Here is a 9,391-nt window from a genome sequence, read left to right as displayed (position 1 = left end):
AGCACCCGACGCACCTTGCTCAATGCGTCAGATCACCGCGGCCAGGGTGGAGCAGTTTGGGTGGCCATAAGTGGAGCACTTTGGGTGGCCGCCGGGGCCGGAAGATCGGCCAGCAGCAGGCTTGCCGAGGCCAAGGTGTAGTAGCCCGCGATGCGCTGCCCGTCAGCCAGCGCCACGAAACAGGCAGCGATGCGGCGACGAATATCCTGGGTGACTTGTTCGCGCAGGTAGCGGTTCAGCGGCTCCGAATCACTATTGAAGGCGACGCGATCATGCCCGGCATCGAGCGGCGCAAGCTGGAACGGGGCGCCGCTCATTCAGCGCGCAAGAGCTTGCTGCGGCGGCTAAAAGCGCGCTCCAAAGCGGGGGCTGGTTTGGGTGGCGACAGCAGCGCTTGCGCGAAACACTCCTGATCGGCCAGCGACAGACGGATGACTTCGGCCTGCTCGATGGCGCGCTGCGCGGCGTCCTGCACGGCGGACACCACGAAATCGGTCATGGTGCGCCCCTGAAGCTCGGCGGCGCGCTTGAGCATCGCATGCAGATCGGTGCTGATTCGGGCTTCGAGACGGGCAGTAGAAATTGCAGCGGGCATGAATTTGTCCTCCAGCTCAATAATACGGCAATGTGCCGTACAAATTAAGACGGATTTTCGACGGCTTTGGGCGATTTTTTCAAGCGGCCATTCTGGCGGGCCGACTTTAGTCGGCCCGGTTGCGTTCCGCATTTTCCCGCACCCATTGCTGCGCGCGCTGGCCCAGGCGGGTTTGGGGTGACGAGGCCTGGGTGAGCCAGCGGAAGGTTTGCAGCCAGGCGGGCACGTCGGCCGCTGCCATCGGCCGTGCCAGAGCGTAGCCTTGACCATAATCAGCGCCCAATACCGCGGCCACCTCCACCAACGCCGGGGTTTCCAGGCCTTCGACCACCACTTTCAGGCCGAGCGCCTGGGTCATGTGGACCAGGGCGCCGATGAAGCCGATCATGCCGTCTGCCTCGGTTTGCGCTTCGGAGGGAATCTGCCGCACCAGGCCCTGGTCGATTTTCACCGTGTGGAACGGTAGGGTGCGCAGCCGCAGCAGACTGCTGTAGCCGCTGCCCAGATCGTCCATCACCAGCCGCGCGCCGGTGGCGGCCAGGCTGCGCACCGCGCGGTCGCGCTCGGCGTCGTTCTGGAAGTCGGCGTCTTCCAGAATTTCCAGCCGTAGCCGATCAGGCGCGATGTGCCGGGCACGCAGCGCGTCGGCCACCCAGCGGGCGCATTCGGGCATGAGCAAGACTTCGAGCGGCAGGTTGATGGAAAGATCGAGGCGCTGACCCGCGCCGTCCCATTGGGCTAGCTGGTTCAGCGCCTGCTCCAGCCCGAGGGTGAACAGGCGGGTGAGCTCGGAGGCGCCAAACGAGGGCAGGAACTGGCCGGGGCCGATCAGCCGCCCGTCTTCGAGCCGCAACCGGGCCAGCGCTTCCATGGCGGTGGGCTCACCCGTGTGCAGATCGACCAGGGGCTGATAGTGCATTTCCAGACCGCCGCTGAACAGGCGGTGGCGCCAAGCGCGGCGGTCCTGCAGGGGCATGGGGGCGGATTCGCGCCGGGTCATCAGGCCGTAAAGCCCGCGTTCGAAGAGTTGTTCGATGCCGCGCAGGAAGCTGTGCATGCTCTGCGTTTCGAACTGGCCGGGGTAACGTCCGTACAGCCCCATGACGGCGAGCATGCGACCGCGGCTGTCTTTCACCGGCACCGCGGCCGAACTGCGCACGCCGACGCTGTGCGCCACCGCACGCCAGGGCGCCATGCGCGGATCGGTAACGTAGCTGGCGTTGGTCTCGATCTGCTCGCTGCGCCAGCAGCGCGGGTGCGGGGTGAGGCCGAAGGGGCTTTGCGGGTCGATGTCGAGATTGGCCATGGCCACCGCATCGAGCGCCTGCCAGTATTCGTCAAACGCCCCCGCGGTGAACTCGGGGATGAAGTGCCCCTGCGCGTCGGGCTTGTAGATCACCGTGGCTGCCATGCCCGGCAGGGCGGTGACTGATTCGAGCACGGTGCGGGCCAGATCGGCCCATTGGGTCAGTTCGGGCTGCATCTGCTCCAGCCCGAACAGCATCTGCTGATATTGCTCGCGCTGCGCCTGCGCCCCATCGCTCTGCCATTGCAGCTCGCGCTGCAGGCGCGCGGTGGTGACCTGAGCCAGCACGGCGCGATCAGCGCTGCGCACCGGGGCTTCGCCCAGCAAGTCGTGCAGGCTTTGCAGATACCAGCCAAAACTGTTGACCAGCGCCCCGGTGCTGACTCCCACCAGCGCGTGAATCGCGCCGGTGTGCCGCGCTTGTTCCTGATGGGTTTCGGCCGACAGGTCGGGGTGCAGGATTTGCAGCAAGCGGGCATGCTGCCGGCTGCGCAAATGGGCGGCCTCCTCCGCGGAGAGGGCGGCGAGCAGCGCGGCCGATTCCGGGTCCTGGCCCAGGGTGGAATAGAAGCGCTCGACGAAGGTTTTGGCGTTGCGCTCCAGCAGGTCGCCAATCAGGCCGAGCAGGCGGTGGGCGGTTTCGCCGTAGGGGTCGACATGAATGGGCAAGTCGGCGGGTTTGTCGGCGGCCTGCTCCAGGCCATCGCCCCAGACCTGCCACCAACGGGTGCGGTCGGCCTTGTGCGCCTTGCTGGCGTAAAGCGCGGCATCGGCGTGGCGCAGCAGCACCTCGGCCTGCGCCTCGTCGGCCGGGTAAAGCGTCACGCCCAGGCTCATGCCCACCTTGGCCAGCACGCCGTCGCCGAGGTCGAACGGCGTTTCGACGGCGCCGTGAATGCGATCGAGCACGTTGGGCAGATCGCTGGCCAGCGCCACGCCTTCGAGCACCAGCACGAACTCGTCGCCGCCCAGCCGCGCGACCAGATCGGTTTCGCGCACGGCGGCCCTGAGGCGCTCGCCCAGTTGACGCAGAAGCTGGTCGCCCGCGGCGTGGCCGTGGGTGTCGTTGACCGGCTTGAAATCATCGAGATCCATCACGCCCACGACCAGCAGATTTTTGTGGCGGCGGGCCCGGGCCATGGCCAGCGGCAGGTGGTGTTCGAGGGCAAGGCGGTTGGGCAGGCCGGTCAGGGCGTCGTGGCGGGCGAGGTGGCGTTGCTGCGCCTGCTCGGCTTCCAGATCGGCCTTGAGGTCGATTTCGCCCAGCGCCTGCTCGATCAGCTTGCCCACCCGGCGCAACAGGCCGTGCAGGCCTTCGTCCAGATCGTCGACGTTGAACAGCACCAGCACCAGCGCCGCCCAGCGCCCGCCGTTGCGGCGTAGCGGCAAGGCCAGGGCAAGCGGTTGCCAGCCCGGCAGGGCGTACTCGGCCCAGGGTTGCAGCAGGGGCGAGTGCGGGTCGGTTTCTTGCGCTTCTTCCGAGGTGTGCCAGGCGCGGGCCAGGGCGTGGGTTTGGGTGGAGCTGACCAAGAGCGGCGGCGATTGGGCGGACAGCGTGTCCAGCGCATTTCCCCCGGCAGCGAGCGGGTGCACGCGCTCGTGCACATCGGGCTGGGCGACCCATACGGCGGCGAACAAGCCGGTTTCGAGCAGGCGGGTGCAGGCGCTCTCCAGCACTTCGGCGTCGTTGCGCGCGCTGATCAGAATGTCGATCTGCGCCATCACTCCGCGCACCAGTTCCTGCTGGCGCTGGCGGCTTTCGCGCTCTTTGCGTTCGGCCTCGGCCAGTTGCAGACGATCGAGTCCGCGGCCCAGGCTGCGCGCGAGTTCTTCGAGCAGATTGCGTTGGTCTCGGGTGATGCGCGCGCGGCTGTCGCGGTAAATGCTGAACACCGCGTAGAGCCGGTCCTGCCGCATCACCGGCAAGGCGGCCATGGTGCGCAGACCGAACTGCTTCATGCGCCCCGCCCAGGGCAGCAACAGTTGGGCGGAGTCTTTGCCTTGCACATAAAGGGGCGCAGCGTCGCGCCAAACCTTGCCAAACGGCCCCTGGCCGCTGATCTGATCGGCATGGATGGACAGCGGCATTCCGTCGAGATAGGCGGTCTTTCCAGCGGCAGCGAGCACCTTGGCCTGCCCGCCGACATCGGGCTGACCGATCCAGACCAGTTGCATGCCCCCGGCGTCGGCGCTGATGTCGCAAATGCGCTGGAACAGCGTGGCCTCATCCGGGGCTTCGGCCACGACCTGGCTGGCCTGCGCCAGTGCGGCATTGATCTGCGCCAGCCGGTGCTGGCGCTCCAGACTGCGGTTGATCAGCAAGCCGCCGAGCAGTTGCATCAGCAGCAACAGCGCCCAGCCCGTCAGCATCGGCCAGGTCTGACGCCACCACAGCGCGGTGAGCGCGCTGGCCGGCAGGCTGGTGAAGGCGACGACCGAATGCGCGCCCAGGCGTTGCCAGGCGCCCAGGAGCTCAGCGCCGCCCGCCGCCTGCACCGGCCCGAGGAAAACCCCATGCGTTTGCTCGGGATGCGCGGCAATTTCGCGTGCGAGTATCCCGCGCGCGGGTGCATTCTTGAGCGAGGGCTGGATTTGCGGCAGCGGCGCAGGCAGCCGCGCGAGCAAATAGCCGTCACTGCGCAACAGGCCCACCGCCGGCACCCAGCGGCCCTTGCCGTTGAAACTCGACAAAGTGTGCTGCAGATTTTGCAGCGCTCGCTGCAGGCCCACGTCGAAAATCAGCATGACCTCGGGACGAGGCGCACCTTTGTGCAAGGTCAGCGCGCAGCGGGCCGGGGTGATGCGCTGCTCTGGCGCCAGCGGATCGGGCTGCGGCAGCCCGATGCGAATCCGCCCCGGCGTGGACAGGGTCTGCTGAAAACCCGGCGACGCGGAGATGGCCGCACGCGCCTGCGGCGGGATTGCGCGACTCGGTGCAAGCGCCAGCACATCGCCGGTCGGCGCGACCAGGGAAACGCCGTCGATGAAAGGCATCAGCGCGTTCATTTCGCTCAGCCACGGCCCCGGCTGCTGCAGCAGATCGGGGTTGTCGTGAAGCTGCCGCTGCGCCACGGTGCAAGTGGTCTGAAGCTGGTCGTAGCGCTGATTCATCGCGTCGGCCCAGAACGCGGCCTCGCTTTGCAGAATCTGCTCGATGCCGTTGCGGTTGCGATCCCAGCTGACCCAGAGCACCACGCCAACGGCCGCAGCCAGCAATAAATTGGCGATGAGCACCGCAATCAGGATGCGGCGGCGGTCGGTCTGGAAACGGGTGTTGTGAGGCATGCCATGAATCGAAAAATACAGCCCGGCATTACAACACCTTGCGGGCAGGCATCATCCAGACTGTCTGCGGAATGATCGGCAACGGTGTAAAAAATGACAAAGCGCAGGAGAGGTCAGACGACAGACTTCAAATGAACGCCAGCCGCACGGCGCCCCAATGACGGCCGCCCACGCTCACCGGGCGCGATAGCTCCTGCATGATCTCGCCGGTATCGCGGGCATAGACCTGCAGCAGATAGGGGTTGGTGTTTTGCGCGGCGGCCAGACCCACCGGGTCGTTGAACAGTCGCATGGAGCGGTTACCCGCCAGATCGGTGGCGTAGTCGCCGGTCAGCGGGCGATCGAACACGCTGTTGTGCGCCGCGGCGTAGCCGTTGCGGTCCACCAGCAGCGCAAAGCGGTATTGCTCGCTCTTGCCCAGCCAGGCGTCCTCGATGGGCTGGATGCGGCTTTTGATGAACTCGGTGAAGCGGGTGCGGAATTTCTGCGGCTTGGTTCCGGGCACCGGCTCGTACTGTTCGTCCCACAGCGCCTGCTCGGTGAGCGCGCCGCTGGCCAGCGCCTGAGCGAGTGCGGTCTCGATCTCTTTGCAAACGGCGTCGAGGTCGCGCATCACCTGGCTGGTTTTCGAGGCGGTGACGAATTGCGTGGCCGCTTCGAACAAGGTCTGGCTGGCGTTGAGCGACTGCTGCACTTCGTCGGCGATGCGCTCACTGGTGGCAATGGTCTGGTTGGCGCTGGCCTGTACCGTGCTGGACAGTGCGGCGAACTGGCCGCTAATGGTGCGCACGGCGTCCACCTCGTGACCGAGTTGGGTGTAAACCTTGTTCACGCCGGAATTCATCGCCTCGATGTTGCGGGCGATGTCCTGGAAATTGGCCGACATGGCTGTGGCCAGCGCTTTGCCGTTGTCCATCTGCGCGGCGAACTGCTGGGTCGATTGCGTGACCACTTGCAGGCTGCGGCTGACTTCGGCGGCGAAGGTGGCGATGCTCTGCACCGATTGCTGCGTGTTCATCGCCAGCTTGCGGATTTCTTCGGCCACCACGGCAAAGCCGCGCCCGGCCTCGCCCACGCGGGCGGCTTCGATATTGGCGTTGAGCGCCAGCAGGCTGGTTTTCTGCGCGATGTCCTTGATGACCTGCGTGACCGCGGTGACTTGCGCAAAGCCTTTGCCGAGCGCCTGAATTTCGGTCTGGTTCCGGCTCGTGGTCTGCGCCAGTTGCTCGAACACCGCATTGGCCTCATGCGCCTCGCGCGCGCCGCGCGTGCTGAGCAGAGTGATGCTTTGCGAATCGGCCCGCAACGCCTCGGTTTGGCCCTGCACCCCGACGATGCCGCGGATGAAGGTTTCCAGGCTTTCGCCCATGGCGCCGATACGTTCGGTCTGCTCCTTCGCATGCCTTTGCGCGTCCTGCGTGGCAGTGCGCGCCTCGAAGCTGATGCGCGCAATGCCGTAGGCCACCCCGGTGGCGTTATGCGTGGTGGTATCGACTAGATGCGTGACCAGGGCGAGGAATTCATCCAGGCCCGCGCCGCACCCTTGGGGCGCCGTTTGCCGCAGGTCGACCGGACGCTGGGCGAGCAAGTGCTGCAGAAATTCCGCCGGGGTGTTGCTACTGGCTTCTGCTGGGGGTGCTGAGGGCGTGGTATCCATCGGTCGATTCGCTTTGTTAAACCGCTTGAATGAAAAAACGGGAGCGTTCAGGCGTGTGCAGCAATCGCCTTGCGAATGGTCTGCGCCAATTCGTCGGCGACGAACTTCGCCACATAGGCATCGGCGCCCACGCTGCGGGCATGGTCCTCATTGGCCGAGCCCGACAGCGAGGAGTGGATGACCACCGGAATGTTCTTGAAGCGCTCGTCCTGCTTGATGTGGCGGGTGAGGGTGAAGCCGTCCATCTCGGGCATTTCCAGGTCGGTGAGCACGAGTTGCACCTTGTCTTCAACGCGCTTGCCCTCGGCGCGCGCCTCGTTCGCCAGGGTTTGCAGGCGCTCCCAGGCTTCCTTGCCGGTTTTGGTGCTGACGAACGGCGCGTGCAGTGCCTGCAAGGCCTTCTCGATCTGCGCACGGGCCACATAGGAGTCGTCGGCCGTGAGAATGACCGCGCCGGGCTTCAGCCCCAACGCCGGGCCCATATTGTGGGTGTCTTTCACCTCATGCACGCGTGAGGGCAGCACATCGCGCAGCACCTTTTCCACGTCGAGCACCAGCGCCAGCCGGGTGGTCTGATCGTCTTCCAGGCGGGCGATGCTGGTGACCATGCCGCCTACGGCGTTGGCCTCGGCCGACAGCACCTTGCTCCATTCCAGCCGCACGATTTCTTCAACCTCTTCCACCGCGAAGCCCTGCACCGAGCGCTCGTACTCGGTGACGACCAGAATGTTCAGCCCGGTCTTGGGCACGCAGCCGACCACGGCCGGCAGGTCGATGACGGGGATGATCTGGCCGCGGATATTGGCCACGCCCAGCACATGTTTGGGCGCACCGGGCATGACGGTGACCTGCGGCATCACCAGCGCCTCGCGCACCTTGAACACATTGATGCCGAACAGCTCACGCCGCGACGATTGCGGCTCTTCGCCAAGGCGAAACAGCAGCAGTTCGAATTTATTGGTGCCAGCGAGGTTGGAACGCTCGTCGACTTCTTGCAAGACGTTGGAATTCATGGTGGGGTCCTGTGGGCTGCAATGAATGAATCAGGGAATCTGGCGCATCAGCGCTTCCAGACGGTCGGTGATGGTGTCGCTCAAGGCTTCCAGCCGGGTGGCAAGCTCGGTGGTGCGCGCGGTGTTGTCGGTGCGGATGGCTTCGACCAGTGCCTGGCCGGTGCGGTGTACGTCCTGGTGGACGGAATCGACGCCGACAAAGCCCGCGTCGCTGCCAAAGTAGCTGGCCCCCGCGCCGTAGTACCACTTGCCGAAGAAGCAGCCGTGGAAGTTCGACACATCCATGTCGATCTTCTCTTGCTTCTGCGCCGCGGTGAGCAACTGGCCGATCCACTGGTAGTGCATGGCCAGCGAGACGCGCAGGGTGACGGCGGGGTCAAGCCACTTCGACACTGCGGTGACGCCGGTCTTGAGCTGCTCGCGCGAGGTGCGGATGAGGGTCATCATGGCCTCGAAGCGTTGCACTAGCACCTGCATCAGCTCGGCGGCCTGTTCGGCATCCAGGCGCTGGCGGTCGGCGTCGCTGACCAGTTGGCGCATCAGAGCGGTCTGCTCGGTCGTGACGGTGCGTACCTTGCCGAGCATGCTCTTGACCTCGACCAGCGTTTCGCCGGTGTTGGTGACCAAGGCGCCGACACGCTGCACCCGTTGCACCGAGCGGGCCATATCCACCCCGACATCGGACGACTGGTCGCGCAGGTTATGGGTGAGGTCTTCGATTTCATGGGTGATGCGGGCGGTCTTGCGCGCCAGATTGCGCACCTCGTCGGCGACCACGGCAAAGCCGCGCCCGTGTTCGCCAGCTCTGGCGGCCTCGATGGCGGCGTTGAGCGCCAGCAGATTGGTCTGCGAGGCGATTTCGCTGATGCCCGCAGTGAGCGTCTCGACTGAGCGCACGGCATCGACAAAGCCGGTGAGCTTGGCTTCGGTGTTGGAAATGAAACGCGACACATCGGCCACTTCTTCAAGCGTGGTGGAAATGGATTTTTCACTGTGCTCGACTGAGGTATGGGTGGCTTCCACGCCGCTCTGCAGATCGTCGAGCTGGGTTTGCGCGGTGTGGGTTTGCAGTGCGGCGCTTTGCAGCCGTGCCGCCATATCGCCCACCCGCTGCGACAGGCCGTGGATGTCGTGATCGAAGCCGGCGGTGCGGCTTTCGGCGAACGCGAGCGACTGCGTGGTGGTGCGCAGCGCGTCCACGCCGTGCAGCAACATCTGCCGCACGCCGCCGAGCTTGCGCGCCCAATCGTCGGCGTCGATCAGATCGATGTCGCGCAGCGCGCTATCGCCGCGGCCGCTGATCAAATCGAGCACGGCTTGCAGCACGCGCTCGCGGTCTTCGCGCACGCGCTCAAGCAGCCCGCCGGGGGGAACTTGAGCTCCGGTGTTGACTGACGTTTGTTTTTTCTCACGGCCACCCTCCCCACCCCAACCCTTCCCACCCTGTGGAGAGGGAGTCTGGTTGCCTCCTCCTCCACTCAGTGGGGGAGGTTGGGGGGGGGAGGATGCGTCCGCATCCACGATGATTGCCATGT

General features: G+C 65.6%; 5 protein-coding genes and 1 pseudogene. All 6 read right to left on the bottom strand.

Going from position 1 to position 9,391, the window contains the following annotated elements; all coding sequences use genetic code 11:
- Positions 1–95: 95 nt before the first annotated feature.
- Positions 96–317 (bottom strand): annotated as a pseudogene (locus ABT24_RS09550) (GNAT family N-acetyltransferase); the annotation flags it as partial.
- A complete protein-coding gene (locus ABT24_RS09545) occupies positions 314–595 on the bottom strand; it encodes a type II toxin-antitoxin system TacA family antitoxin (protein WP_013105509.1) in 282 nt (93 codons plus the stop codon). The gene ABT24_RS09545 and the pseudogene ABT24_RS09550, both read right to left, overlap by 4 nt.
- Before the next feature lie 106 nt (positions 596–701).
- Positions 702–5,186 carry an EAL domain-containing protein gene (locus ABT24_RS09540; RefSeq protein ID WP_276731809.1) on the bottom strand — a complete coding sequence of 1,495 codons (4,485 nt, stop codon included), beginning with the start codon at positions 5,184–5,186 and terminating at the stop codon, positions 702–704.
- Between the two features lie 127 nt (positions 5,187–5,313).
- Entirely contained in the window at positions 5,314–6,843 is a 1,530-nt protein-coding gene (locus ABT24_RS09535; RefSeq protein WP_276731808.1) for a methyl-accepting chemotaxis protein, read from the bottom strand.
- A 47-nt stretch (positions 6,844–6,890) separates the two neighbouring features.
- Positions 6,891–7,856 carry a chemotaxis protein gene (locus ABT24_RS09530; RefSeq protein ID WP_013122851.1) on the bottom strand — a complete coding sequence of 322 codons (966 nt, stop codon included), beginning with the start codon at positions 7,854–7,856 and terminating at the stop codon, positions 6,891–6,893.
- A 30-nt stretch (positions 7,857–7,886) separates the two neighbouring features.
- Positions 7,887–9,203, bottom strand: a complete 1,317-nt coding sequence (locus ABT24_RS09525; protein ID WP_276731806.1) for a methyl-accepting chemotaxis protein — start codon at positions 9,201–9,203, stop codon at positions 7,887–7,889.
- Positions 9,204–9,391: the final 188 nt, after the last annotated feature.

Source organism: Thiomonas sp. SCN 64-16, assembly GCF_001725585.1.
GTDB classification, from domain to species: domain Bacteria; phylum Pseudomonadota; class Gammaproteobacteria; order Burkholderiales; family Burkholderiaceae_C; genus Thiomonas; species Thiomonas arsenitoxydans.
The sequence above is the reverse complement of the archived record's forward strand: the minus strand, read 5'-3'. Positions and strand labels throughout refer to the sequence as shown.